This window comes from Actinomycetospora cinnamomea (genome assembly GCF_003096675.1).
Lineage (GTDB): Bacteria > Actinomycetota > Actinomycetes > Mycobacteriales > Pseudonocardiaceae > Actinomycetospora > Actinomycetospora cinnamomea.
On sequence record NZ_QEKW01000025.1, the window covers coordinates 1 to 23883 of the forward strand.

Sequence of the window (23883 nt, forward strand, 5' to 3'; positions counted from 1 at the left end):
GAACTCCGGCGGGTGAGGTGCGGGCACGAACGACATCCTCCCTGGCGGACCGGGTCCACCTCAGCTGACGTGTCCGGTACCAGGGGCCAACCTCACGCCGCCGCCGTGGGCACCGTCCCGGCGGTCGAGGCGGCCAGCATCTCCATCACCCGGCACGGGCGCATCGAGACCCGCCACCCCACCAGCGACCTCATCCGCAAGCTCGACGAACTCCAGTCCGAGCTCTACGAGGGCCCGTGCATCGACGCGATCGAGGACCCGCCCGACTGCGGGATCATCATCGCCCAGGACCTCGCCGGCGACGACGGCGCGCGGTGGCCGCGGTACGCACCGCACGCCGTGGATGCCGGCTACCTCGGGCTGATGTCGACCACGCTGTCCACCGAGGGCGGTATTCGGGGGGCGCTGAACCTCTATGCGAAGAACCCGGACGCGTTCGACCAGCGCAGCCGCACTCTGGCCGGGCTGTTCGGTGTGCAGGCCGCGCTGCTGCTCTACGGGGCGAACCAGGCCCACCACCTGCAGTGCGCCGTGGACAGCCGGGACCTGATCGGGCAGGCCAAGGGCATCCTCATGGCGCGCTTCACGGTCGACGGCGAGAGCGCGTTCCAGATGCTGGTGCAGTCCTCCCAGGAGACCAACATCAAGCTCGTCGACGTCGCCCGCTGGCTGACCACCGACCAATCCCAGGCGGCCCGCCCCGACGCCACCCCCGGAGCTCGCGGCTGACCCGCGCACTCGCGGCCACCCGCGATGACATGTCGGGCACGAGCCGGCACTGTCGATACGCGACAGGCGGTTCCCGCTGGTGGAAGCGCCGTCAGCCACGATCGCCCGAGGTCTTGCGCCGGACGTGCACACCCGCATGAGTCAGCCAGCAGATCAGAGCTTGTCCTCGTGCTGAGAGGGGCGCAACCACCTCGCGCTGACGCTCCGCGTGCAGACGCTTCGCGTGCTGGACAACCGACGGGCGGCGAGGCTCCTGGAAGATGCACGAGCACATGGACGAGGGTCGCGGTGAGCCGGGGGGCAGGGGGCGGGGCGGCCTCGCGCTCCGCTACTCCCTGGGCGCGCGAAGCCGTCATCGCCCTCGCGGGAACCGCCGGGCTCTCGTGCGAGCGAGACGATGCGAGAACGAGACAGATCGATGACGGCCGAGCCGACGAAGGCACCGAACCTGCGAACGGCTGCCAGCGCTGTCGACCTTGAGCGACTCCACGTCGCCAGCCAACGCGTCCTCGACTGGACGAGCGACCTCGCGAACGATGCCCCCGGTAGCGCCGAGCTCGACCAGCTCACCCACCACGCCCGGCTCCTGGTCGAGATGCGGGGGATGGAGGCCACTCCGTTCGCGGCCATACGGGCCCACGCGCTGAACGTGCGCAATGAGCTGATCCTGCTCGCCACCGAGCGCTCACTGACCCTCGCGGTCTGGTTCGACGACGCTCTGGGTCTCCGGACGAGCGCAAGCCGGCCCATCCCGACCGACCCGGCCGAGGACGCCTGAGTCCCTCGCCGACGCCACCAACGCAGGTCGTCGGGCCCCGCGCCGACATTCCGTACAAGATCAATGCAGCAACTCAGGCAGCGCTGATCCTGCGCCCTTGCGCCGTCTGGGGGCGGTCACGCGTCCCGCGTCGTGTCGTCCGACGTCTCCTGGTCCGTCTCGGGTGCCCGTGAACGGCGCAGCGCCTCGCGGCGCTCGCGCTCGCGGTAGCTGTACGCGGCCTCGCGGACCGACTCCTCGCTCTCGAAGCCCGAGCCGATGGCGCCCGCGACGGTGGCGGCAGCGGTCGCCACCAGCACGACCATGAGGTATTCCGGGAGTCCGTGCCCGGGTCCGGCGTACTGGCCGAACACCTCGGAGGTGAACAGGATGAGCGCGGCGATCAGGTTGAGCACGAAGAGCGCCACGTAGCCGCACGCCAGCCCGATGCCGAGGGTCAGCACGGTCGAGGCGTTGAACAGGACCATCCGCTCGCGTTCCTGCGCCGGTCGATCCCTGGTCCGTTCCCACAGGTGGTGGTAGACGATCAGCCACGTGAGCATGACGGTGATCGAGCCGAGCACCACCGCGACCCGCTGCCACACCGACATGGTGACCGCGAGTTGCCACACCGTGGTGTTGATCAGATAGAACGCGCTGAACGCGAACGCGCCGACCAGTGCCCCCCGAAGACCCGACACCAGCCGCCATGGCCGGTTGTCCCGGACCATTCCGACGAGCAGCCGCAGCCGGCCCCGCGTCGCGACGATGCGCAGGTCGATGCCGTCCTGCTTGGGCGTGGTCCGCCGGAACGCCCCGCTCAGCGCGCCCACCCGGCGGCGGCGATGTTCCTCGGTGCCCTCGTCCGGCGTTCCCTCGCCGCGCATGTCGGCGATGAGCTGGGCCACCACCCCCCGCACCCGGCGCCGCAGGGCCATGGCGCCGAAGGCCGGGAGCGACACCACCGCGACGTCGCGACCGTCGCTCGCATCGGCCACGACGGGCTGCCGGCCGCTGACCATCGGGAGGTCGGTGACGCACACCGCGAAGTCCCATCCGCGCTGCCGCTTACGCTCCGTGGCCAGGTCCATCATCTTGAAGTCACGGATGTCGCCGGAGGGCAACCGCTCACGCCGGACCTCGACGCGCCACTCGCGCCCTGTCTCCTGATCGGACAGCAGCCCTGGCAGGTCCTCCTCGAGCTGCTGGGCGACCTCCGCGGGCGCGGCCACGGGATCGGCCAGCACGCCGACCACCACCGTCCTGGAGGCCTGCGTGCGGCTGTCCTGCATCGTCACGATGTCCGCTCCTCGGCGCGAGAGTTCCGTCGTGTACCCGTCTCGACCCCCGTGCAAAGACGGTGTTGATGGCGTGGAACGTCGGTGCGGCCTGCTCCCGGCATGGGCTCAGCCGCGAGCGCCGGTCCTCCGAGATCGCGAGCGCCCTGGTCACAGCCCTGTGGGGAACGGCGGCCAGGGGCCTTCGTCGTGAGTGCGACCGCCGAGTACGCGGCGAGGCAGCGGCCCGCGGTGCACGATGGCGGACGTCGCGAACCGGTGTGCGTGTCCGGGCTGCCGGATACTCCCGACAGATATGCGGCTGACCATGCATGCCGCTGACGAGGACGCGGGGTGCCCGCCGTGGTCGACGGACGCCCGGCTCGCCGACCCATCCGGGTGCGGCGACGTGTCGAGCAGACCGGACCGCGAACAGGTGGGCTGGCATTGACGCCCGAGCGGGACGAACAGATCGTTGCGGCCCTGCGCCACACGGCACGGCAGTTGATGGACCGACGCACCCTCCCCGACCGGGAGATCCTGCTCGGCGGGATCGTCAAGGCCGCGGTGGACACGGTGCCGGGTGCTGATGCGGGAGGCATCTCCGTGCTCGACGCGGGACGCGTGGACACCCGTGCCCCGATCGGCGCCGGGGTGACCACGCTCGACCGGCTGCAGAGCGAGCTGCAGGAAGGACCGTGCATCACTGCGATCGACGAGCCCGGGGACGACGGGGTGGTCCTGGCCGAGGATCTGTCGGACGGAGACGGCCGACGGTGGCCGCGCTTCGCTCCCGCGGCCGTGGAGCAGGGCTATCGCGCGATCATGGGCGTGCAGCTGTCGCCGGAGCCGGAGGCGGGGGCCGCGCTGAACCTCTACGGGGCGGAGCCTCGCGCGTTCGACGCGCGCGCCCGGATGACCGCCGGGCTGTTCGGGGTCCAGGCCGGCGCTCTGCTCTACGGGGCCGAGCAGGCGCGCAAGGTCCTGGACACCGTCGACGACCGGGAGGTCGTCGCCCGGGCCCAGGGGATGCTCTGCGAGCGTCACGACGTCAGCGGTGACGAGGCCTTCGACATGCTCGTGACCTCCGCGCAGCGCACCGGCATCGGCCTCGTCGACATCGCGTCGTGGATCGTCGGTGACGCCGACGGGAGACGCTCCCCGCGAGATCGTCCCGCTGATGATTGATCGTCCGCCCGCTCCCACGCCGCGCCGGTTCGCGGCGCGTCGTCGTCGGGGTAGCCGCTGATGCCCACCGGGGACGGCGATCCGTTCGGCTTGGAGGAGTCGCTGCGGGTGGCTCGCAGCTTCCTCAGCCAGCCGGCCGAAGCCGGCTACGACGCCCTCGACGCGCTGGTGGCCGTGTGCCTGGACAACGTGCCCGGAGCGGAGGCCGCCGCCATCTCCTACGCCGGCCACGGCCTGGTGCGCTCCACCCACCTCACCGACCCCCTGATCGGGGAGATCGACCGCTGGCACACGGAGAGCGGACGAGGACCCCTGCTCGATCAGGCCCTCGCGGGATCGTCGCACCGACAGGTGCTGGTCGTCGACGACCTGACCTTCGAGATCGTCTCCGGTGAGGTCACCGTCGAGGTCACACCACCGTTCCGCACGCTGCACTCGACCACCCTGCGCTGCCAGGACGGTCACCGGACGGCGCTGGACCTCTACGCCGCTCGCCCGCGCGCCCTCGGCCTCGACGCCACCGCGATGGCCGACCTGTTCGCGCAACGCGCGACACGCCTGCTCTACGGCCCCGACGAGGCCGCCGCGGCGCGCTTCCACCTCGCGGTCAACCTGATCAGCCGGTGTCTCGACCTGGCCCGTGCCGAGGCCGAAGAACTCCTGACGCCCCACCTCGAGGGCGGGAGACAGGACCCCGTCGTCGTCGCCGAACGCATCATCGACCACATCACCGGGACCGACCCCGAGCGCTAGGGGAAGGGTGGGACGTCGACCTCCGTGCCGGGCCTGCCCCTTGACCGTGCCGTGAGGCCACGGTGTGAGGTGTGCGGGAGGAACCCGAGGAGGAGACCGCGATGGCCTGGAGCACCCGGGAGCTCGCCGAACTGGCCGGCACCAGCCTGCGGTCGGTGCGCCACTACCACGACGTCGGCCTGCTGCCCGAGCCCGAGCGCCGGTCGCACGGCTACAAGCAGTACGGCGTGCCCCACCTGATGCGCCTGCTGCGGATCAAGCGCCTGGTCGACCTGGGCTTCTCGCTGGCGCAGATCGCCGACCTCGGTGATAGGGACGAGTACCCCGAGGAGGCGCTGCGCGCTCTCGACGCCGAACTGGTCGCCCAGATCGAGCGGCTCCGGACGCTGCGCACCGAGCTCGCCGAGATCCTCGAGCGCCGGGTGCCCACCGATCTGCCCGCCGAGCTGGCCGTCGCGGGGGAGGGGAAGCTCTCCGAGGCCGACCGCCACATGGTCTCGGTGATGGGGCGCCTGCTCGGCGAGGAGGAGCGGGCGACCTACGCCGCGCTGCTGAGCGACGAGGCGCGCATGCCGTCCGACGACGACTTCGAGTCCCTGCCCGCGGACGCCGACGAACCCGCCCGCCAGGATCTCGCCGAGCGCATGGCCGAGGACATCCGCACGCTGAAGGACCGCTACCCGGGCCTGCGCACCCTCGGGGCACAGGCCCCGCTCGGGCGGCAGCGCTACCGCCAGACGCTCGACCGGGCCATCCGGGACGTCTACAACACCGCCCAGCTCGACGTCCTCCTGCGCCTGCGGGGGCTCTCGCGGGAGGACCCTCCGGCCTGACCGGTCATGCGCCGCCGCCCCCGGCACCGCCGAGGTGCTCGGCGAAGAAGCGGTCGACCGTGGTGAACATGTCGACGAGGTTCTCGGGTTGCGAGAACAGGTGCCCCTCGTCGTCGTACACCCGGTAGCCGACCTCGACCCCGCGGCCGCGGAGCGACGCCACGATCGCGTCGGACTCCGACTGCGGCACCCGGACGTCGTTGGCGCCCTGGGACACCAACAGCGGGGTGACGATCCTGTCGGCGTGGGTGAGCGGCGAGCGTTCCAGCAGGTCGGGCACCTGCTCGGGGTCGTTCGGGTCGCCGGCGTAGGCGTACCAGTTGGAGCGCAGTCCGGGCCGCAGGACCTCGGGGAGGGCCTGCATGAACGTCACGAGGTTCGAGATGCCCACGTAGTCGACGGCGGCGGCGAACAGATGCGGGGTCTGGGTGACCGCGACGAGGGCGGCGTAGCCGCCGTAGGACCCCCCGAGGATCGCGATGCGGCTCGGGTCGGCGTGGCCGTGGGTGACCGCCCACTCGACGCCGTCGACGAGGTCGTCGTGCATCCTCCGCGCGAGCTCGCCGATCCCGGCCTGCATGTGGGCCCGGCCGAAGCCCGTGGAGCCGCGGAAGTTGACCTGCAGGACGGCGTAGCCGCGGTCGGCGAACAGCTGGACGACCGGGTCGTACCCCCAGGCGTCGCGGGTCCATGGGCCGCCGTGGGGCATGAGGACCATCGGCCGCGGTGCGCCGGCGTCGCGCTCGAGGACGGGCAGGGTGAGGTACGAGGGCAGCGCCAGCCCGTCGCGAGCAGTGATCGTCACCGGTGTGATCGGTGCCGCCGCCGCGGGATCCCGCTGCGGGAACGGGCGGAAGAGCACGCGGGCGTCGCCGGTGGCGTGGTCGTAGAACCAGGTGACGCCGGGGTCCCGGTCGTGGACGAACGTCACCACCCACCGCTGCCCGCTCACGTCGACCGACACCGCGCCGAGGTCGCCGTCGGAGAGCGCCTCGAGGCGTTCCAGCACCTCCGCGAAGTGCGGGGTCACCGGCACGACCACCTGGCGCTCCCGGGAGTAGCGGACCCCGAGGAGCTCGCCGCGGGCGTCCAGGATCAGTGGCGACGGCAGCTGCGGGAAGACCTGCGCGCGGGTGTCGAGGTCGTACGAGGGGTGGCCGGCGACCTCGGTCTCGTCACCGGTGGCCAGGTCGATCCGCACCAGCCGCAGCCGGTCGGTGTCGCCGTGGCGGCCCACCCACACGCCGGTCCCGTCCGGCGTGAGCGCCAGCGGGTGCGGTCCGACGGGGTGGTCCGCGGCTTGGAGCGTGGCGACCACGCGCGACGGCGCCGCTCCGGGTGGCCGGTGGGTGATCTGCCAGTCGGCGTCGTCGTCCTGCGTGAGCCCGACGATGCCACCGTCGGGGCCGACGAGGACGCCCAGGTCGTCGGCGCCGCCCTCCGTGAGCACCCTGAGATCGCCGGTCGCGATGTCGATCGCGCACAGGTCGATCTGGTCGGGCCGCCGGTGGTTCACCAGGACGACGAGCGTCCCGGGCCGGCCCGGCGGGAGATCGTGGGCGAAGACCCGGGCACCGGGGAAGGGGGTGAGGTCGACGGCCGCCGACCCGGGACGGCCCAGGTCGACGCGGTACACGTGGGCGTTCTCGTCACCGCCGAGGTCCTGGGTGTAGAGCAGCCACCGCTCCGATGCCCAGTGGTACTCCCGGATGTCGCGGTCCTCGTCCGCGGTCACGCACCGGGCGTCGTCGAGGGGCTCGTCGACACCGGCCACCCACACGTTGAGCCGGTTCCTCCACGGCGCCAGGAAGGCGATCCGCGTGCCGTCCGGGGAGATCGAGGCACGGGCGCGCTCCGGCTGGGCGATGACGTCCTCGACCGGCAGAGGTGCGGGCCGGGTCATGGTGGTTCCTCTCGTTCGTCGGTCGGGGGCGTCAGGCCGGCAGCGGGAGCGGCGCCAGCCGGTACGTCGGCGGCTCGACGCCGTGCAGGTGGCGCACGAAGTAGTCCCAGGTCCACCGGTAGAGGTGGTGCCGGCGGTGGAGGATCGCGTGGTCGCCGCCCGGGACGATCAGCGCGTCGACGTCGCGGTCGGCGGTGATGAGGGCGTCGACGAGGCGGAGGGTCTGCGCGGGCAGCACGATCTCGTCGAGCTCGCCGTGGACGAGCAGGAGCCTGCCCCGGAGGTTCGCGGCGAGCGCGGGGTTGGACAGCCCGGTGAGGTCGGCGTCGCCGTGGTACTGCTCGGCCCACATCTGGAGGCCGAAGGCGTCGTCGTGGTTGCCCGACACCGCGACCCCGACCCCGTAGAACCCGGGATGGGCGAGCAACCCGCGCGCGGCGGCGAACCCGCCCGCGGACTGTCCGGTGATGCCGACACGGCCGGTGTCCAGCCACGGGTGGCGCCGTCCGAGCTCGCGGATCGCGGCGACGTGGTCGTCGAGGGCGCCCGCGTTGCCGAGGTCGCGGTAGGAGTGGTCGTGGAAGGCCCTGCTCCGCCCCGCGGTCCCTCGCCCGTCGACCGCGACCACCGCGAAGCCCAGCGCCGCCAGGGCCTCCGGATCGCCGTGGTGCATCGGGTCGAACGACGGGCCGGCGCGGAAGTTCTGGGGACCGCCGTAGATGTGCTCGACCACCGGGTAGCGCCGCTGCGGATCGAACCCGTGCGGGCGCCACAGCAGGCCGAAGATCGGGGTGCGGCCGTCGGCGGCGGTCGTGCGGAAGCGCTCGGGCGGGGTCCAGCCCGCGGCACGCAGCGCGTCGGTGCCCGGCGCCTCCAGCTCGACCAGCACCCGCCCGTCCTCGTCCAGCACCCGGGCGCGGGGCGGCGTCGCGGAGCTGGAGGCGCGGTCCACCACGTAGCCGCCGCCGGGTGGAGCGACGGCATCGTGGTCGAGGTCGTCGTCGGTGAGGCGCGTGAACCCCGCGCCGTCGAGCCCGATGCGGCAGATCTGGCGGACGTAGGGGTCCTCGCACAGCCCGCCCGCGGTGAACCAGACCTGACGGCGCTCCTGGTCGACCCACAGCACGCTGCGCACCAGCCACGGGCCCGACGTCACCCGGGTGGCGGCGTCGAGCCCGTCCCCGTCCCCGTCCCCGTCCCCGTCCCCGTTCCCGTTCCCGTCGCCGCGCTCGCCCTGGTCGTCGCCCGGGTGGAGCCAGAGGTGGCCCCACCCGTCGCGCTGCGACCACCAGAGGATCTCCCCGGTGTCGAGGACGTGCGTCATCGTCGGTTCACCGAGCTGCGGGGTGGGGTCGGCGCGGGTCGTGCCCGTCTCGCTGACCAGCGTCGCCGTCGCTCCGGTCGCGGGGTCGAGCGAGCGCAGGCGCAGGGTGCGCGCGTCGCGGGTCTGCTGCAGGTGGTGGACGGTGCCGCCCGTCCACCACGAGTAGGCGATCGCGGTGCCGTGCACCATCGGCGCGGGCTCGGCCTGCGCGTCCACCCTCGTACCGGCGGGCACGTCGAACACGTGCCAGGTCATCGTCGGGTGAGCCTCGTCGCCCGGCACCGGGAAGGGCAGGTGGTGCGCGACCGGCCGCCCGCCTCCCGGTGGCGACGACTCGACGAGCACCTGGTCGGGCAGGCCCCGCTCGTCGAGGCGGTGGACCAGCAGCTTCGAGGAGTCGGGCGACCACGTCGCGTGGAAGACCGGCGGGAGCCCCAGCGACCGCAGCAGCGGCCGAATGCTCATCGGGGCGTTCGCGGCGCCGTAGGTGAGGCCGGGCTCCGCGTCGTCGGTGAGCGCGTCCTCGGTCCCGTCCCGGTCGCGCACCCAGACGTTCCCGTCGCGTCCGAACGCGGTCCGTCGCCCGTCGGGCGACGGGATCTCCATCGGCCCGGGCGGGGTCTCCTCGATACGGGAGCACTCGCCCTCGGCCCACCGCCAGCGCTCCCCGAACGCGGAGAAGCGGACGGCCGGCTCGTCGTCGTCACCGCCGTCGACGTCCACCGCCGTGATCGGCAGGTCCTCGGCGTCGACCGCGTGTCCCGACGCCACCGACAGCGCGGCCGCGAGGCCCTCGTGGTCGAACAGGTCGCGCCGCTCGCCCTTGCGCGGGTCCGCGAGGACATGGCGGGTGCCGGAGACGTAGCGGAAGCGCTCGCCGTCGCCGAGCCACTCGGGGGTCACCGTGGGGACCAGACGGGCGCGGTAGGGAGCGAGCATCTGTTCGGCCCGGGCGTAGTCGGCGTCGGTGAGCGTGACGTGGGCGTGGGTCGGGGTGGCGGTCATGTCGGGGTGGCCTTCCTGCCGTGGTCACCGCCGACGGAACACTCGGCCGCCGCGGCACACTCCAGTCCGTGTGACGGGTGTCACGCCGTGTGGGGTGGAGTGTGCCGTCACGGCACGCCGTGTCCTGGGCCGGCACGGCGGGCCCACCGGTCCCGCTCCGAGGAGAGGACCGACACGATGCCGCTGCCCACGGGCCGTCCCGCCGGCACCGAGCAGGACGACGAGATCGCGACCGAGGCCCTCCCGGCGGTCACGGCCGGGAAGGCGCCGGAGACGACGGCCCGGCCGGCGTCGCTGGTCGACCAGATGGGCGGCCCGTTCGGGGTGGTCGGCACCACGGTGCCCCAGCTGGTGTTCGCCGGCCTGTCTCCCCACCTCCCACTGCTCACCACGGCCGGCGTCTCCGCCGTCGTCGCCGTGGGGTTCACGGTGGTGCGTCTCGTGCGCGGAGAGGCCCTGTCGACGGCGATCGGCGGCGTGCTCGGCGTCGCGATCGCGAGCGGCATCGCCGTCTGGACCGGGTCGGCCAGCAACTTCTTCCTCGTCGGCATCGTGGCCGCGCTCGTCGGCTTCGTCGTCGCCGGCGGCTCACTCGCCGTGCGCCGGCCACTCACCGGCCTCGTCTGGAACCTGCGACACGGCGGGGGGCACCCCTGGCGGGAGGACCGACCCAGCCGCCGCGCCCACGACGTCGCGACCGCGGCCGTGGCGGCCGTGTTCGGCGCCCGCTTCGTGGTCACGCAGTGGCTCTACGCGCTCGACTCGACCGGCGGCCTCGCCGTGGCGAGGGTCGTGCTGGGCGTCCCGCTGACCCTTGTCGCCGCGGCCGTCGTCGTCTGGGCCTTCCGCCGCTCGACCAGGCGTCTGGTCACCCGCGCGGCCGCCCGGTGACCACATCCCGGCCACGCCCTCGAGATCATGGAAGACCGGGGCGAGCAGGGCGGCCACCGCGGTGATCCCCGCGAACACGGCCAGCGCCGCGGCCGCGACGTGCAGGCCGGCACCGGCCGCGACGGCGCCGAGCGGCGCCCCGGTGAGTGCCGGCGCCCCGAGCAGGATCGCGTTCTGGGCACCGAGGACCCGGCCGCGCCGGATCTCGGGGGTGGCCTCGACCGTCAGCACGCCGAGGACGGCGGTCGCCGGTGCGTTCGTGACCCCCACCAGCGCGGCCGCGCCGAGCACCACCCACGGCGAGGCCAGCGTGCCCAGCGCGGCGAAGCCGACGAGCGACCCCACCATGCCGACGACGAACCAGGTGCGGCGACGGACGCCGCCCCGTTCCCGCCCCGAGGTCGCGGCGAACACCGTCGACCCGACGATGCTGCCCCCGGCGAAGGCGGAAAGCGTTAGACCGGTGAGGGCGGGCAGCTCCTCGGCGGTGAAGTAGGCCGGCATCAGCGTCGACTGCAGGGCGCTGATGATCGCGACGAAGGACGCCGAGACCAGCGTGGCGCCGAGGACGATCCGGCTGCGGACGAGGAACCTCCACCCCGCGAGCAGCTCGCCGGTCGTGCGCCGCAGCGTGCCGCGGTCGTCGTCGGCCATCCGACGCACCGGGGGAACCCGCCCGGCCCGCGGGTCGACGGCGAGCGTCAGCCCGGCGGCCGCGACGCTCGTCGCCGCCGTGAGCAGCAGCAGCGTCGGGGTGAGCCCCAGGACCGCGGCGAGCAGTCCCCCGAGTCCGGGCCCGGCGAGGAGCAGGACGTTGGCGAGCGTCTCGCGGATCCCGAGCAGGCGGTCCAACGCCCCGCGGCGGGCCCCGCCGAGCCGGGCCAGCGCGGGCAGCAGTGCCTCGTGGGCGGTCGTGCCCGGCACCCGGACCGCCGCGCCGACCACGGCGAGGACCAGGAACCACGGGAGGTCGAGCCCCCACACGGCGTCGACGAGCGGGAGCGCGGCCGTCGACGCCGCCGCGGCCACGTCGGAGACCGCGGACACGGCCCGGCGGTCGAACCGGTCGACGACGAGGCCACCGAGGATCCCGACGGCCGCGGCGGTCGCCGTGGACACGGTGGCGAGGAGGCCGGCGGCGAACACGTCCCCGGTGCGCTCGAGGACGAGCAGGGGTACCAGGACGCCCGCGACGCCCTTGCCCAGCAGGGAGAGCCCGTAGGAGGCGAGGTAGAGCGCAGGCCCCGAGCGCACGCGCGGCGCGGTGCACGGGCTCGTGTCGGTCATCGCGGTCCTCCCGGCGGTCCCGCCCGCCGGTCCCGGCGAGCCGGAGCCAGCAGAAACGGTGCCGTCGCGGCACGCTCAAGTCCGCGCGCAGGACCCGGTCACCGACCGGCCGTGCCGGCCACCGCCGGTCCGGTCAGCCGCCGAGCCGGCCGATCGGGGGCGGGGCGGCGGGGGTGTCGTCGTCGCCGTCGCGGCCGTGGAACACCAGCACCAGGCCGACGATGCCGGCGACGATCGCGAGGGCGGCGCCCACGCGGTCCCGGGTCCGCGTGGTGACCCGGAGGCGGTCGGGCGGTGGCTGCGCGGGCCGGCGTGCGGTGGCCTGACCACGTTCGATCGCCGCCGCGCCCGCGTAGCCGAGCGCGAGGACGAAGAGCGCGCCGGTCAGCAGGTCGAGGGGTGCGGTGGCGACCCGCAGGACGCCGGTCACCGCGCAGACGGCGGCGATCGCGTAGCCGCCCTTCCAGCTCGGGAGCCAGGCGAGCACGGGGCCGCTCACCCGACGATCGCCTCGACCGCGGCCCACACCGCCAGCCCCACCATGATCAGCGCGGCCACGCGGGTCACCCAGCGCACCGGCACCAGCCGACGCAGCCGATCGCCGCCCCAGACCGCGATCGCGGAGACGGCCCAGAGCCCGAGGACCGCACCGATGCCGACGGCGAGGAGGTCGTCGTACCGGGCGGCCAGCGAGGCGGCGATGATCTGGGAGGGGTCGGCGAACTCCGACAGCGCGGTCACCCCGAAGGCCGTCGCCACGACGCCCCACCGTGTCTTCGGCGTGGCTCGGAGCTCGATGTCGTCGTCGTCGTCCTCCTCGCCCTCGCGATAGATGAGGAACGCGCCGACGAGGAAGATCAGGGCGAGGACGGCCTCCAGGAGCCGACCGGGGAGCAGGGCCAGGAGACCGCCGGCCGCGAGCGCGACGCCGACGTGCACCAGCATCCCGGCGCACACGCCCAGGAGCACCCACCGCGCGGGCAACCGGCTGGCCAGCACGAGGGTCACCAGGCCACTCGTGTCGGCCATCTCCGCCAGGAACACGAGCCCGAACGTGATGGCCGCCACGGTCACGAGCGTGATCCTGGCGCCCACGCCGGTGGACCACAACCACGCGCGCGGTGCTGGACATCCCCGTGCGGGCGGTCTTCGATGTCGGGGGCCACCATCCCGGCGGCGGGATGGCCCATCGTGGCGATGTACAGCCTGGGCGAGCAGATCCACGTCGGCGCGCCTGGCCCAGCTTCTCGGTGTACCGGGGTGCCACCCGGGCGCTCGGCCCCGAGGTCAACAACGCCGCCGGCCTCGTCTACGCGGGGGACCTGCCGGAGACCGAGCAGGGTCTGGTCGTCGCCGACCTCGACTTCTCGATGATCGCAGTCGCGAAGTCCGCCGCCGCGCCCGCCTTCGTGGACGCCGCGGACGGGGGCTGCGCGGCGGTTCCCACGGCGAGTCCAGGGGCCGGACCGTACCGGGACCGAGGTGACGTAGGTTCAAGATCGCATCGGGACGAACATGGCCTCGTCGTCATGGCTTCGTCGTCGCTGGTGGGTGGTCGCTGGTGGGTGGTCGCCGGCGGCCTGGGCCGGGAAGTTCTTCATAGTTTCTTTGCTGGGTGGTCGTGCGGGTGGGGCGTCGTTGTCGGGGGGTGGCGCTGGATTCGAACGTGAGCGAAGCCGGGGTGGGGGTGGTGGCGCGGGCGGCGCTCGACCGTGCCCGGGAGCGCTTCGCTGTCCGGCGCCGGGAGTACTACCGCCAGCTGGTGGACATCGCCGCGCTGGCCGAGCTCGGGGTGGCCGGGCAGACCGGCGACCGGGTCACCCACCGCCTGCTCCAGGAGCTCTGGCCACCTCGACCGGGGTGAGGCCGCCCGCCTGGTCGACGAGGCCGCCGACCTGGCCCCGCGGGTGTCGCTGTCCGGGCAGCGGCGCCCGCCGCGGCTGCCGGCGACCGCGGGGGTGTTGGCGGCTGGTGAGGTCGGGGCGGGGCACGTGGCGGTGATCCGGCGCACGATGCGGCGCCTGGAGCGGGTCGAGGGGCTCGACGCGGCCGTGTGGGGTGAGGCCGAGGTCGGGCTGGCGCAGGCGGCGACGAGGTTGTCGCCGCGGGGGTTGGAGAAGGTCGCCGCCCGGTTGCTGGCGGATCTGGATCCGGATGGGGTGGCCCCCGATGAGCGGGAGGCCCGCCACGACGAGGTGCGGTTGGTCTCGCGCCGTGACGGGACGCTGTGGATGACCGCGGTGATCGCCGACGCCCTCGGCGCGGAGATCCTCCGGGAGGGGTTCGACGCCGGGTCGACCCCCGCCGGGCCGGACGACGACCGGACCCTGGCCCAACGCCGGGCCGCGGCCTTGGTGGAGGCCTTCACGCCCCCACCCTGGATCGAGCCCGAACGACAACGAAGACCCGGCGGACGACCCCGCATCCCCACCTGACGGTATTCCTTCGTGGTTCCGTGTCCCGGACGGAGCCCCGGAGGGGTTTCAGTAAGCTCTGCGGGCCGCGGTCGAACAGCCGGCCGCTCGTTGGATCGGCGCGCCCGCCCGAGGCCTGCGCTCGTCCGGTCCGTCCGCCGTGTCTCCCGCGCCCTGCTCGGCGCGGTGAGTGCGCGCGTCGACGGACCGGAGGCGCGGCACGTCCTCACGGTGCGGTGCGGACCTCTCGCGAGCGTGGAAGTGAGGACAGTGGCGGTGCACCCGGGTCAGGCCGAGCAGCTCGTCGTCGCCCTGCGGAGGGCTGCGCAGTCGCTCGTGCGACAGCGCAGTATCCGGGACCTCCAGCTGACGCTCTCGGGGATCGTCGCGGCGGCGGTGGACACCGTGCCGGGCGCGACGGCCGGCGGGCTGTCGGTGTCCGAGGACGGCATCGTCGACTCGCGCAACCCCACGAGCCGCGGCATCTCCGAGCTCGACCGCCTCCAGGGCGAGCTCCACGAAGGACCGTGCATCACGGCGCTCGAGGAGCCCGCGGACGACGGGGTCGTCCTGGTGGAGGACCTCGCCGGCGACGACGCGGAGCGCTGGCCCCGGTTCGCGCCGGCCGCCGTGGATGCGGGCTTCCGCTCGATGCTGTCGATCCAGCTGGCGACCGGCGGCCAGCTCCGTGCCGCGCTCAACCTGTACGCCGCGCAGCCCCGGGTGTTCGACGGCGAGGCACGGGTCACCGCCGGGCTCTTCGCCCTGCAGGCGGCGATGCTGCTGCACGGCAGCGAGCAGGCGGCACACCTCGGGCGGGCGGTCGACAGCCGCGACGTCATCGGACAGGCCAAGGGCATCCTCATGGAGCGCTTCGGGGTCGACGAGACCGAGGCGTTCCAGATGCTCGTCGAGTCGTCCCAGAGCACCAACATCAAGCTCGTCGACGTGGCGCGGTGGCTCGCGGGCGAGGCCAACCGGCGCCACGCGCGCCGGGACGGCGACGTCACCACCGGAGCCCGCGGGGTCATCGGCGGCACCGAGCACGCCGAGCAGACCGGCAGCGCCGGCCACGCCGGCGTCCCGGAGGGCCGGGCGGCCCCCGACGACGCAAAGGGCGAGGATCCGCAGCCGGCCTGAGTCCCGAACCCGTGGGTCCGTCGAGCCCACCGGCGCATCGATAAGTACGGGAAAAGTACTAATAAGTTGTTAAACGATACGAAATCCTGCTAGCGTCCTCCTCGACCCACGCGAGGAGGCCGTGATGACACCGCCCGTGACGACCGGACGGCGCGCCTGGATCGGGCTCGCCGTGCTGGCGCTGCCGACACTGCTGCTCTCGCTCGACATGAGCGTGCTCTACCTGGCGCTGCCCGCCCTGTCCGCCGACCTCGGTCTCGGACCGACGGCCCAGCTCTGGGCGATGGACGTCTACGGCTTCATGATCGCCGGCTTCCTCGTCACGATGGGGACCCTGGGCGACCGCATCGGCCGGCGTCGCCTGCTGTTGATCGGCGGCGCGGCGTTCGGGGTGGCGTCGGTGGCGGCGGCGTTCTCGACGAGCGGGGCGACGCTCATCGCCACCCGCGCCCTGCTCGGCGTCGCCGGCGCCACGCTGATGCCGTCGACGTTGGGGCTGATCCGCACGATGTTCCCCGACCCGCGGCCGCGCGGGACGGCGATCGCGATCTGGATGAGCTGCTTCATGGGCGGCATGACCGTCGGCCCGCTCGTCGGGGGCGTGCTGCTCGAGGCGTTCTGGTGGGGCGCGGCGTTCCTCATGGGCGTGCCGGTGATGGTGCTGCTGCTCGTGCTCGGGCCGGTGCTGCTGCCGGAGTCGCGCGACGCCGGCGCCGGGCGCCTCGACCTCGTCAGCGTCGCGCTGTCGCTGGGTGCCGTGCTGTCGGTGGTCCAGGGGCTCAAGGCGCTGGCGGCCGACGGGCCGGGGCTGGGCGCGCTCGCGGCCCTGGCGTTCGGCCTGGGCGTCGGGACGCTGTTCGTGCGCCGCCAGCTCCGCCTGGACGACCCGCTGCTCGACCTGCGCCTGTTCCGCCACCGTGCCCCGGCCGGGGCCCTGGGCATCGGCCTCGGCGGCGGGGTCGTCATGGCCGGCACGTTCCTGCTGCTCACGCTGTGGCTACAGCTCGTGGCGGGGCTCTCGGTGCTCACCGTCGGTCTGGTGCTCGCGCCGCTGCAGGCGGCCATGGTCGTCGCGTCGCTGCTCGCGCCGCGGCTGGCGCGCTCGATCCGGCCGGCGCGGGCGATCGCGGCGGGGCTGCTCGTCGGGGCCGTGGGGCTCGCCGTGGTGGGCCTGCTCGGCGCGGGGGCGGGCGGGGGCACCGCGGTGCTGCTCGGCGGGTTCCTGCTCGCCGGCGTCGGCATCGCGCTGCCGACCGCGTTGGGCACCGACCTGCTCGTGGGCTCGGTGCCCGAGGAGAAGGCCGGCTCGGCCGGCGCGCTCTCGGAGACCAGCGGGGAGCTGGGGATCGCGCTCGGCGTGGCGACGCTCGGCAGCCTCGCCACCGCGGTGTACCGCGAGACGCTCGTGCTCCCCGCCGGGACGCCGGCGCCGGTGGCCGAGGCGGCCCGGGCGGGTCTCACCGGGGCGACCGCCGCCGGTCCCGAGCCCGCCGTGCTCGGCGCGGTGCACGCCGCGTTCACGAGCGGCCTCGGCGCCGCGGCCACCGCCGGCGCCGTCGTGTTCGCCGCCCTGGCCGCGCTCGCCCTGGTCGCCTTCGCCCGCGTGCCGACCGCGGGTGGCGCCGAGGTCACCCCGGACCGCGACGAGCAGCCGGTCCCGGCGCCGGCGGCGGCCTGAGCGGGCGTGCCGCGTACCGTGCTCGCCATGCCGGGCTTGACGTGGCCGCCGCACGACACCGACCGCAACCGTCTCCTGTGCCGCGGGCAGGTCGTCGTCTACGCCCTGGTCGCCGTGTACTTCGGCCTGATGGCGCTGCAGTCGGGCGCGCTGGTGCCGTGGGCGATCACCACCGTGGCGCTGGCGGCGACGTTCGTGGCCGTGGCGGCGCTGCTGCTCATGCGGGCCGGGCGTCGGGCCACCACCACGCACGAGCCCGCCCGGGAACCCGGCTCGGAGCCGACCCGGGACCAGCGGCCGGCCGCCCCGGGCCGCTGAGCCGGACGCCCGTCAGGCCGGGGGACCGGCGGCGACGGTCTCCCAACGGCGGGAGAGGGCGTCGAGCTCGCCGAGCAGGCGGTCGAGGTCCGCGGCCCGCTCGCTCATCAGCTCGTCCTCGAGCGCGGTGACACGTTGGTGCACCCGGGCCAGCGCCCGGCGGCCCTCCTCGGTGAGCCCGAGCAGCTTGCGGCGCCCGTCGGCCGGGGCCTGCGTGCGCTCGATGAGGCCCCGGTCCTCGAGGCGACGGCAGACGTCGGCCATCGTCGAGCGGTCGAGCGCCACGGTGTGCGCCAGCGAGCCCTGGTCGAGCCGCGGGTGGGCATCGACCGTGACCAGTACCGCGTACTGCGGCCCGGTGAGCACCGGATCGACCCGCCGGGCCCAGGCTGCCGTGTAGGCCTGGTGGAGGCGCCGGGCCAGGTAGCCCGGGGCCTGCCGGATGACATCAGGAGTGGCCGGGCCACCCTCGGACATCGTCGCGTCCCCCTCGCGTGACATTCGTCCACTCTGACACAACCGAGTGATACACAACTCGTCGTGCGTCCGCCCCAGATGGACGAGCGGTCGTCTGTCTCGGTTCACCGGGCGTTCGGTCGGTTCCCGCCGGCCGGGGAGCGGATGCGCAGGACGTGGCAGGCTCCGGTACGTGGACGAGATCGCCGAGTGGACGCGGGCGCAGGAGCGGGTGATCGCCCTCGTCGCCGGACTCCCGGCCGCGCGGGCGGCGACCACCGTGCCCGCGTGCCCCGACTGGACCGTGCGCGACCTCCTCTCGCACATGGTGGGCCTCGGTGCGGACGTGGTCGCGGGGAACGAGCCGGACGACCACAACGCGGCGTGGACCGCGCGGCAGGTCGACGCCCGCCGCGACCGGGACGTCGACGCGCTGGTCGCCGAGTGGCGCGCGCTGACCGGGCCCCTGCAGTCCTGGATGGCGGAGCACGGGACGCGGCCGCTGGGCGACGTGACGATCCACGAGCAGGACCTCCGGGGAGCGCTGGGGGAGCCGGGCGCGCAGGACACGCCCGCGACGGCGGCGATGCGCGAGCGGTTCGCCGGGCGGCTGGGGGCCCGGCTCGACCCGGAGCTGCCGCCGATCGCGCTGGTCGGGCCGGGTTGGTCCTGGTGCTCGCGGGGTGAGCCCACCGACGCCCCGGTCGAGCTGCGCGCCTCCGACTTCGACCTGGCTCGGGCCCTCGTCACGCGCCGCTCGGCCGCCCAGCTGGGGGCGTGGACGGTGCGCGGCGACGTCGGGCCCTACCTCGACGCCTTCGCGATCCTCGGGCCGCTGCCGGAGCGGGACCTCGCCGAGTAGTCACCGGATCGTCGGCGGCACCTGACTCGGGAACAGCAGCCGCACGTCGTCGATCGTCACCAGCCGCAGGTGGATGGCCTGCTCGACGACCGCGATGCGCCAGCCACGGGTCTTGTCGTTGAGTCGCAGACCCCGTAGCCAGCGCTGGGCGTGGCGGAAGGCCTCGCTCTGCGTCTTGGGGCTGGGCGCGGGCCGTCCTTCGGCGCGGTGCCAGTCGGCGATCTGCTCGGCGTCACCGTGGACGTCGCGGGAGGCACTCGAGGACCCGGCCGCCGCGGCGGCGATCAGCGTCGGCCCGCACGCCGCGACGAGCACCGACCACCACGTCTCCGCCGTGGGCAGGGAGGTGTCGATCGTGCGCCCGCCGGCCAGGTCGCCGCTGGTGGCGGCACCGGCGCCGGCGACCGGCGCGAAGCGCAGGAGGGCCAGGGTCAGCTCCTGGCCGTCGGGGAACCACAGGCCCAGGGAGGAGCGGTCGTCGCGCACCAGCAGCCCGTTGCCGGCCCGGATCCGGTCCTTGCCCGGCACCCCGGGCACGAACAGGGTCAGCAGCCCGCCGTGCCGCTGCCGGTTGATGATCAGGTAGGCGTCGTCGCGCACCTCGATCTCGGCGGCGAGCCGGGAGACGCGGTCGTCGGGCACCGCGACGTGGCGGGCGACGCCCGCCCCGCGGTCGCCCCGGCCGAGGGTGATGCGGTCGCCCCACGGGACCGACTGGGTGCGCTCGGTGCGGACGTCCAGGACGGCGAGCCCGCCGGCCGGCAGGTGCGGGCCTCCGGGGCGCGCGGCGGGACGTCCGACGGGCTGGACCGGGCGCGCGGCGGGTCGCGTCACGCCACCTCCCGGTCGGCCGGACCACCGGGGGCCGGCGTCACCCGCCCCCGTGCCGGCGACGGCCCGCCGGCCGCCGCCACGATACGCCGGGCACCGGCGCGATCCCCGGGGAGCGCGGGACGACCGTGCGGGCGATCAGGGTGCGTGCGGCCCGCGTGGCCTGGCCGGCGAGCCCGCGCGGGCGGTCGACGACGGCCGTGCCGCCGTCGCCCCCGGTGCCCGCGGTGGCCCCCGCACCGCCACCGTGACCCCGGGACCCCCCGACGGCGTCCCGGGGCACCCCGGCCGGCCCCCGCGCCGGAGCCGGCCGAGGTGGTGGCAGAGCAGGCCCCGGCCGACCGGCTGCCCCCGGTCGGGCCGGGCCGCGCCCGTGCAGAGCGGGCTGGGCGGGGTGGCGCAGGGCAGGATGCGCCGGGGGCTCGGGCGGGGCCGCGAGCGAGGACGGGGTCGGCTCGGTGGCCGACACCGTCACCGCGGGCACTCCGGCGGGCCGGGAGAACGCCGCGGTGACGAGGACACGGCCGACGGGCACGTCGGCGCCCGCGAGCAGGTGCAGGAAGGTGCGCTCGGCCATGCGGCGCACCCCCGCGTCCCGTGCCTGCTCCAGGTAGCCGCCGAGGAGCTCGTCGGCGAGCACCTCGAGCGGCCAGCGGGCGGCGACGTCGGCGAGGTCGTCGGGGTGCAGCTCGACCCACAGGTGCGGCGCGGCGACGCGCTGCCCGCGCGGGGTCCACACCAGCGACTCCTCCGAGGCGAGCCGGCGGGCCGCGGCGCGGACCAGGCCGTCGCCCTGGACCCACGGCCGGCCGAGCAGGCCCCGCAGCGCCCGGCGCACGCGCTCGCCGGTCGAGGGCGGGGCGAGGTCGGTGGTGGGCAGCGCGCCCAGGACGGCGTCGGGCCCCGCGGCGGGCCGTGCCGGTCGGCCGCTCCAGGCGACGAACGCCCAGGCCAGGCCGGCGGTGCCGCCGACCAGGACGAGCACCAGCAGGCCCATGACGAACGAGCCGGACGCGATCCAGACCACCAGCAGCAGGGCGAGCGCGCCGAGGCCGGCGAGGCGGGGCCCGGTGAGCGCCGCGGGGAGGGCCCTCACCGGACACCCCCGTCGGCCAGCGTCGCCTCGTTCGTCGACGGCAGGAGGACCAGCGGGTCGGGCAGGCGTTCGGCGGCCGCGCCCAGCAGGGCGCTGTCCCGCGCCGCGTCGCCGAGACCGGCGGGCCCGACGGCGGCGGCCACGCCCGCGGCGAGGACGAGCAGCATCAGCGCGAGCGCGCCGTGGGCGGCGACGCCGAGCACGCGGTCGGGCAGGCCGGGCCGGCGCCACCCGCCGCCGGTGCGGCGGGCGAGGGCCTCGCCGAGGCGGCGGCCCAGCCCCCAGCCCACCAGCGCGCCGACGAGCGCGGCCCCGAGGAGCAGTGCACCCCGCGAGATCGCCGCGTCGGGGCCGACGAGCAGCGGCACGAACCAGCGGGCCAGGGCGCCGGCGAGTAGCACGCCGCCCACCGCGCCCGCCACGCGCAGGACCAGTCCGGTGCCGCCGCGCCGCCAGCCGCGCAGGGCGGCGATCAGCACCACCGCGAGCACCACCAGGTCGACGACGGACACCGCACCTCCTCGGGGTCGCCCCACACGGGGGCCGGTGACACCGAGTCAACCCGCGCGGCGACGCCGCCGACGGCGCCGGTTCGGGAACTAATTCCCGGGCTCGGCGGCCACCCCGCCCTCCAGGGGCACGAGGACCTCCTGCATGGCGGGGCTGTCGACCGGCCCGCCCTGCATCCGTGCGAGGAAGCTCATGATCCCGGCCGTGCCCCAGTGCCACGACGGCTCGCCGCCGAGCGTCCACGTGCCGCGCACGCGGGTCGCGCCCCAGCGGTGCTCGGGCGTCGCCACGGCCAGCAGCCAGTCCCGGGCGTCGCGGCCGGCGCGGCTGAACTCGGCCTCCCCGGTGACGCGGCCGAGGGTGTCGAGGAACCAGCCGGTGCCCGCGGCGCCGCTGTTGGTGGCGGTGTGCACGGTGGGGCTGCCCTCGAACTCCGCCCACGCGCGCCCGACCGGCTCGTCGAGGGCGACGTCCACCAGCCAGCGCCCGGCGGCGCGGGCGCGCTCGAGGTGGCGGGGATCGCCGAGCATCGCGTGCGCCTGCAGCGACACCCACCCGATGCCGGCCGCGCCCTCCTCCATGCCGGTGGCCCGGTTCGGGTTGTCCGGGGTCAGCGCCTGGTCGCCGGCACCGAGCAGGATCGGCCACGTCAGGCCCCGGCCGGCCGGCTGGGCCGTGCGGTCGAGGAACCCGAGCGCCGACTCGGCGTCGCGGCGCCAGCGCTCGTCACCGGTGGCCTGGTACATGCGCAGGAACACGAAGGCCGCGCCCGCGGTGCCCGAGAGGAAGCCGGTGTTGCGGCGCGGCTCCTCGGCCCGCTCGGGGAGCCCGCCGTCGGGGTGGAGCCGGCTCGACAGGTACGCGGCGCCGCCCGCGGCGTGCGCGGCCAGGGTCGGGTCGCCGGTGCGCTCGGCCATCACGCTCAGCGCGTAGACGATCCCGGCCTGTCCCTCGCCCATCCCGTGGCGGTAGTCCGGCGGGGTGGCGCCGTCGTCGTCGACCCACGCCCAGCGGCACATCCGGGGGCACGGGACGCCGTCGACGCCCTCGGCCCGGCTCACCACCCACCCGATCGCCGCGCGGGACGCGGCGCGGTAGCGGTCGTCGCCGGTGGCGTCGCCGAGGCGCCAGAGCACCTCGGCGATCCCGGCCGCCCCGTCGTCGAACGAGGTGTAGGCGCGCGCCGCCGGCCCGCTCGGGTCGACGTAGTCGGGGAAGCGTCCGGGCTCGTCGCGTGACACCCCGATGAGGAAGTCGCCGGCCGCCCGCGCACCCGCGAGGTGCCGCGCGCGCACCGCCGGGTCCGGGGTGGCCGCGGCGAGCGCGAGGAACCCGTGCGCGATCCCGGCGGCACCGACGTCGCGGTCGGTCTGGCGGTGGGGCGCCTGGATCGCGCTGGTCCACGCCCGCGCCCCGGGCGGACCGGCACCTCCGAGCGGGTCGGGCACGCCGTCGGCCATCAAGCGGTCGCCGAACACCGGGTCGGGCCCGGACCCCCCGTGGGACACGGGCCGGGGCGTCGGCGCCCCCGCGCAGCCCGCGGCCAGGAGCAGGGCGGTCAGCAGCACGAGGAGTCCTCTCACCGCGTCCCTCACCTCGTCCCTCACCGCGGCACCACCGCCGCGAGGGTCCCCCCGTTGACCGGGGAGGGCGTCGGGGAGCGTTCGACGACGCCGAAGGTGAAGCCGCGGGCGCGCAGCGCGTCGATCGCGCGGGGCAGGTACTCGAGCTGCCCGGGCGGACAGCCGATCGTGTCGCCCGCGTCGTGGAGCAGGATCATGGCCTGGTCCTCGGCCTCGGTGAGCAGGTAGTCGACCAGGGCGTCGGCGCCCGGGCACTCGAAGTCGCCGCGCCGGTTCGACGTCCATTTCCAGTGGACGTTCTGGGAGAGCCCCAGGCGGGCGAGCGCCGCGTCGCCGCCGGGGGAGGCCTGGCCGAACGGGTAGCGGTAGAGCGTCGGCCGCGCGCCGGTCAGCTCGGTGAGCAGCCGGTTCGTGCGCTCGATCTCGACCTCGGCCTCCTGGGGCGTCAGGTCCGGGAACCAGGGGTGGCTCCACGAGTGGTTGCCGATGACGTGCCCCTCCGCCTGCGCCCGGCGCACGAGGTCGGGGTTCGCCGCGGCGTTGCTGCCCTGCAGGAAGAAGGTGGCGGGCACCTTCTTCGCCGCCAGCACGTCGAGGATGTAGGGCGTGAGCTGCGGCGACGGTCCGTCGTCGAAGGTCAGCGCGATCTGCGGGCCGCTCCCGGGGCCGGGCGGCAGGGCGCGGTCGGCCGCCGTCGGGGTGTAGCGCGGACCGAGGGGCGCTTCGGACTGGTCGGCGGCCCCGGCGAACGAGCCGGCGAACGACACCACGACGGTGGCCAGCAGGGCGGTCAGGAAGAACAGCAGCGAGCGGACGTTGCGACGCCGGTCGTCGAAGGACACGCGGCCTCAGCGGCGCAGACGGGCGCCGCGGCGCACGATCCGCACGACCAGCATGAGCGTGAACAGCACCGTCACCGCCATCAGCACCGCCGCCATGGCGCTGATCCCGGTGGTCGCGGCCAGGGCGAGGCCGGTGCTCCCGCCGCCGACCACGCTCGTGAGGTACATCGAGTGCTCGCCGTACATCCCTGCGCTCCGTCCCCTCT

The 23883-nt window shown here is 74.9% G+C and carries 25 protein-coding genes and 1 pseudogene; 13 read left to right on the plus strand and 13 right to left on the minus strand.

The window, feature by feature from the left end:
* The first annotated feature begins 105 nt into the window (after window positions 1-105).
* Both C8D89_RS26310 and C8D89_RS26315 read left to right on the plus strand, forming a co-directional pair.
* Complete coding sequence (locus C8D89_RS26310; protein WP_243418395.1) at window positions 106-729, plus strand: GAF and ANTAR domain-containing protein; 624 nt, start codon at window positions 106-108, stop codon at window positions 727-729.
* A 418-nt stretch (window positions 730-1147) separates the two neighbouring features.
* Window positions 1148-1507: a hypothetical protein gene (locus C8D89_RS26315; RefSeq protein ID WP_116711110.1), complete on the plus strand. Its 360-nt coding sequence runs from the start codon at window positions 1148-1150 to the stop codon at window positions 1505-1507.
* 116 nt (window positions 1508-1623) lie between these two features.
* Here the strand turns inward: C8D89_RS26315 and C8D89_RS26320 are convergent, their stop codons facing one another.
* Complete coding sequence (locus tag C8D89_RS26320) at window positions 1624-2778, minus strand: hypothetical protein (protein ID WP_116711154.1); 1155 nt, start codon at window positions 2776-2778, stop codon at window positions 1624-1626.
* Window positions 2779-3270: 492 nt separating this feature from the next.
* Here C8D89_RS26320 and C8D89_RS26325 point away from each other — a divergent pair, with 492 nt between their 5' ends.
* The 3 genes from C8D89_RS26325 to C8D89_RS26335 all read left to right on the plus strand — a co-directional run bounded on the left by C8D89_RS26325 (window position 3271) and on the right by C8D89_RS26335 (window position 5537).
* Window positions 3271-3951, plus strand: coding sequence for a GAF and ANTAR domain-containing protein (locus C8D89_RS26325; RefSeq protein WP_116711111.1), 681 nt, complete (start codon window positions 3271-3273; stop codon window positions 3949-3951).
* A 60-nt stretch (window positions 3952-4011) separates the two neighbouring features.
* The gene (locus tag C8D89_RS26330) at window positions 4012-4704 is read left to right on the plus strand and encodes a hypothetical protein (protein ID WP_116711112.1); all 693 of its coding nucleotides are present in this window, start codon (window positions 4012-4014) and stop codon (window positions 4702-4704) included.
* Window positions 4705-4775: 71 nt separating this feature from the next.
* Complete coding sequence (locus C8D89_RS26335; RefSeq protein ID WP_341477337.1) at window positions 4776-5537, plus strand: MerR family transcriptional regulator; 762 nt, start codon at window positions 4776-4778, stop codon at window positions 5535-5537.
* A 4-nt stretch (window positions 5538-5541) separates the two neighbouring features.
* Here the strand turns inward: C8D89_RS26335 and C8D89_RS26340 are convergent, their stop codons facing one another.
* Together C8D89_RS26340 and C8D89_RS26345 are read right to left on the minus strand one after the other, a co-directional pair.
* Window positions 5542-7440: a S9 family peptidase gene (locus C8D89_RS26340; protein ID WP_116711113.1), complete on the minus strand. Its 1899-nt coding sequence runs from the start codon at window positions 7438-7440 to the stop codon at window positions 5542-5544.
* A 31-nt stretch (window positions 7441-7471) separates the two neighbouring features.
* Window positions 7472-9769, minus strand: coding sequence for a S9 family peptidase (locus C8D89_RS26345; protein WP_116711114.1), 2298 nt, complete (start codon window positions 9767-9769; stop codon window positions 7472-7474).
* 306 nt (window positions 9770-10075) lie between these two features.
* Between C8D89_RS26345 and C8D89_RS26350 the strand changes: the two genes are divergently transcribed.
* Window positions 10076-10660 carry a DUF3159 domain-containing protein gene (locus C8D89_RS26350; protein WP_243418401.1) on the plus strand — a complete coding sequence of 195 codons (585 nt, stop codon included), beginning with the start codon at window positions 10076-10078 and terminating at the stop codon, window positions 10658-10660.
* Window positions 10661-11062: 402 nt separating this feature from the next.
* On the opposite strand, the pseudogene C8D89_RS26355 reads toward C8D89_RS26350, so the two are convergent.
* The 3 genes and pseudogenes from C8D89_RS26355 to C8D89_RS26365 all read right to left on the minus strand — a co-directional run.
* Window positions 11063-11947: pseudogene (locus C8D89_RS26355) on the minus strand (MFS transporter); the annotation flags it as partial.
* A gap of 133 nt (window positions 11948-12080) precedes the next feature.
* Complete coding sequence (locus C8D89_RS26360) at window positions 12081-12446, minus strand: hypothetical protein (RefSeq protein WP_116711116.1); 366 nt, start codon at window positions 12444-12446, stop codon at window positions 12081-12083.
* Complete coding sequence (locus C8D89_RS26365; RefSeq protein ID WP_133252074.1) at window positions 12443-13021, minus strand: TMEM165/GDT1 family protein; 579 nt, start codon at window positions 13019-13021, stop codon at window positions 12443-12445. Before C8D89_RS26365 ends, C8D89_RS26360 begins: the two co-directional genes overlap by 4 nt.
* 47 nt (window positions 13022-13068) lie before the next feature.
* On the opposite strand from C8D89_RS26365, the gene C8D89_RS29950 reads away from it, so the two are divergent.
* The 6 genes from C8D89_RS29950 (at window position 13069) to C8D89_RS26390 (ending at window position 17497) form a co-directional block, all read left to right on the plus strand.
* Window positions 13069-13617, plus strand: coding sequence for a hypothetical protein (locus C8D89_RS29950; RefSeq protein WP_207787447.1), 549 nt, complete (start codon window positions 13069-13071; stop codon window positions 13615-13617).
* Window positions 13614-13811, plus strand: a complete 198-nt coding sequence (locus C8D89_RS30570; protein ID WP_243418405.1) for a hypothetical protein — start codon at window positions 13614-13616, stop codon at window positions 13809-13811. Before C8D89_RS29950 ends, C8D89_RS30570 begins: the two co-directional genes overlap by 4 nt.
* A 43-nt stretch (window positions 13812-13854) precedes the next feature.
* Window positions 13855-14382, plus strand: a complete 528-nt coding sequence (locus C8D89_RS26375) for a DUF222 domain-containing protein (protein WP_243418402.1) — start codon at window positions 13855-13857, stop codon at window positions 14380-14382.
* Between the two features lie 255 nt (window positions 14383-14637).
* Window positions 14638-15501 carry an ANTAR domain-containing protein gene (locus C8D89_RS26380; protein ID WP_116711156.1) on the plus strand — a complete coding sequence of 288 codons (864 nt, stop codon included), beginning with the start codon at window positions 14638-14640 and terminating at the stop codon, window positions 15499-15501.
* Window positions 15502-15625: 124 nt separating this feature from the next.
* Window positions 15626-17179, plus strand: coding sequence for an MFS transporter (locus C8D89_RS26385; protein WP_116711119.1), 1554 nt, complete (start codon window positions 15626-15628; stop codon window positions 17177-17179).
* A gap of 27 nt (window positions 17180-17206) precedes the next feature.
* The gene (locus C8D89_RS26390) at window positions 17207-17497 is read left to right on the plus strand and encodes a hypothetical protein (RefSeq protein WP_133252075.1); all 291 of its coding nucleotides are present in this window, start codon (window positions 17207-17209) and stop codon (window positions 17495-17497) included.
* Between the two features lie 12 nt (window positions 17498-17509).
* Here the strand turns inward: C8D89_RS26390 and C8D89_RS26395 are convergent, their stop codons facing one another.
* Complete coding sequence (locus C8D89_RS26395) at window positions 17510-17998, minus strand: MarR family winged helix-turn-helix transcriptional regulator (protein WP_116711121.1); 489 nt, start codon at window positions 17996-17998, stop codon at window positions 17510-17512.
* Between the two features lie 148 nt (window positions 17999-18146).
* On the opposite strand from C8D89_RS26395, the gene C8D89_RS26400 reads away from it, so the two are divergent.
* The gene (locus tag C8D89_RS26400; RefSeq protein ID WP_116711122.1) at window positions 18147-18815 is read left to right on the plus strand and encodes a maleylpyruvate isomerase family mycothiol-dependent enzyme; all 669 of its coding nucleotides are present in this window, start codon (window positions 18147-18149) and stop codon (window positions 18813-18815) included.
* On the opposite strand, the gene C8D89_RS26405 is transcribed toward C8D89_RS26400, so the two are convergent.
* The 6 genes from C8D89_RS26405 to C8D89_RS26430 all read right to left on the minus strand — a co-directional run bounded on the left by C8D89_RS26405 (window position 18816) and on the right by C8D89_RS26430 (window position 23863).
* Complete coding sequence (locus tag C8D89_RS26405; RefSeq protein ID WP_116711123.1) at window positions 18816-19649, minus strand: FHA domain-containing protein; 834 nt, start codon at window positions 19647-19649, stop codon at window positions 18816-18818.
* 37 nt (window positions 19650-19686) lie between these two features.
* The gene (locus C8D89_RS26410) at window positions 19687-20742 is read right to left on the minus strand and encodes a hypothetical protein (protein WP_116711124.1); all 1056 of its coding nucleotides are present in this window, start codon (window positions 20740-20742) and stop codon (window positions 19687-19689) included.
* A complete protein-coding gene (locus tag C8D89_RS26415; protein WP_165825955.1) occupies window positions 20739-21254 on the minus strand; it encodes a CvpA family protein in 516 nt (171 codons plus the stop codon). The genes C8D89_RS26410 and C8D89_RS26415 overlap by 4 nt, the downstream gene beginning before the upstream one ends.
* An 87-nt stretch (window positions 21255-21341) precedes the next feature.
* Window positions 21342-22835, minus strand: a complete 1494-nt coding sequence (locus C8D89_RS26420) for a lanthionine synthetase LanC family protein (RefSeq protein WP_133252076.1) — start codon at window positions 22833-22835, stop codon at window positions 21342-21344.
* A gap of 20 nt (window positions 22836-22855) precedes the next feature.
* Window positions 22856-23677, minus strand: coding sequence for a polysaccharide deacetylase family protein (locus C8D89_RS26425; RefSeq protein ID WP_116711127.1), 822 nt, complete (start codon window positions 23675-23677; stop codon window positions 22856-22858).
* 6 nt (window positions 23678-23683) lie between these two features.
* Window positions 23684-23863, minus strand: a complete 180-nt coding sequence (locus C8D89_RS26430; protein ID WP_116711128.1) for a hypothetical protein — start codon at window positions 23861-23863, stop codon at window positions 23684-23686.
* Window positions 23864-23883 lie beyond the last annotated feature (20 nt).

Excerpts from the sequence above, each read along its gene's own strand:
- C8D89_RS26315 (WP_116711110.1), top strand. The coding sequence starts at position 1,148 with ATGACGGCCGAGCCGACGAAGGCACCGAACCTGCGAACGGCTGCCAGC.
- C8D89_RS26320 (WP_116711154.1), bottom strand. The coding sequence starts at position 2,778 with ATGCAGGACAGCCGCACGCAGGCCTCCAGGACGGTGGTGGTCGGCGTG.
- C8D89_RS26325 (WP_116711111.1), top strand. The coding sequence starts at position 3,271 with ATGGACCGACGCACCCTCCCCGACCGGGAGATCCTGCTCGGCGGGATC.
- C8D89_RS26330 (WP_116711112.1), top strand. The coding sequence starts at position 4,012 with ATGCCCACCGGGGACGGCGATCCGTTCGGCTTGGAGGAGTCGCTGCGG.
- C8D89_RS26340 (WP_116711113.1), bottom strand. The coding sequence starts at position 7,440 with ATGACCCGGCCCGCACCTCTGCCGGTCGAGGACGTCATCGCCCAGCCG.
- C8D89_RS26345 (WP_116711114.1), bottom strand. The coding sequence starts at position 9,769 with ATGACCGCCACCCCGACCCACGCCCACGTCACGCTCACCGACGCCGAC.
- C8D89_RS26350 (WP_243418401.1), top strand. The coding sequence starts at position 10,076 with ATGGGCGGCCCGTTCGGGGTGGTCGGCACCACGGTGCCCCAGCTGGTG.
- C8D89_RS26385 (WP_116711119.1), top strand. The coding sequence starts at position 15,626 with ATGACACCGCCCGTGACGACCGGACGGCGCGCCTGGATCGGGCTCGCC.
- C8D89_RS26390 (WP_133252075.1), top strand. The coding sequence starts at position 17,207 with ATGCCGGGCTTGACGTGGCCGCCGCACGACACCGACCGCAACCGTCTC.
- C8D89_RS26395 (WP_116711121.1), bottom strand. The coding sequence starts at position 17,998 with ATGTCACGCGAGGGGGACGCGACGATGTCCGAGGGTGGCCCGGCCACT.
- C8D89_RS26430 (WP_116711128.1), bottom strand. The coding sequence starts at position 23,863 with ATGTACGGCGAGCACTCGATGTACCTCACGAGCGTGGTCGGCGGCGGG.